This window comes from Aminobacter sp. P4_D5 (genome assembly GCF_056401815.1).
Genome location: NZ_JBFUIP010000885.1, coordinates 1 through 641, shown reverse-complemented (window position 1 = coordinate 641; position 641 = coordinate 1). Strand labels below are relative to the sequence as shown.

At 64.6% G+C, this 641-nt stretch carries 1 protein-coding gene; it reads left to right on the top strand.

Features of this window, described 5'->3' with window-relative positions:
• Positions 1-414: 414 nt before the first annotated feature.
• Positions 415-641: aromatic acid exporter family protein (locus tag AC1DWF_RS35590; RefSeq protein ID WP_476843164.1), on the top strand; the 227-nt coding region annotated here is incomplete at its 3' end.

Sequence of the window (641 nt, the reverse complement as noted above, 5' to 3'; positions counted from 1 at the left end):
GTCCTCTTCGGAAGGGCAGCTGCGGCCTTCGCGGACTTGGTCGATGTTATCATGATCTACCTCTGCAATCGGGCGCGGAATGCGCTCAYGTCCCGAGAGTCCCCGCCATCCATGAGAGGMGCGGGCCGGYGGGCGGCGARAGGTCSAGGTGTCCTATGCGGACCGAGGCGCGGCTGCCACTGGAAGACGCATGCTTCGCCACCATGACCCATGGTGCGGCAGCGCAGCCAGGCGCCACGTCGAGGCACCCGACGGCGGCCTGGATCGGCTTTGGAGCAGCAACGGGCGCGGGCGCGCAGAGGGGGGGCGGGATTATGCGTTTCGGCGGGGCGCCGTTTGCATAATCAGCGAGGGTCGGGAAACGGTCGCTTGGCTGACCCGTTTGTCTGCGCAGTTCGTTGGTGCGGAACTCGCATGAGACCAGGGATTTCCATACGTGGCTTGCAATTGGCCCTAAGGGCAGGTCTGGCGGCAGGACTGGCGATCTCCATCGCGCAGTTCTTCAAACTCGAATATCCGATCAACGCCTTCGTCGCCGCCGTCATCGTCACCGACCTGAGGCCAGCGCGAACCGCACAACTTGGGTTCATTCGCATCGCCGCTATCGTAGTGGGCGCGCTTCTCGGGGTCGCACTGAGCGC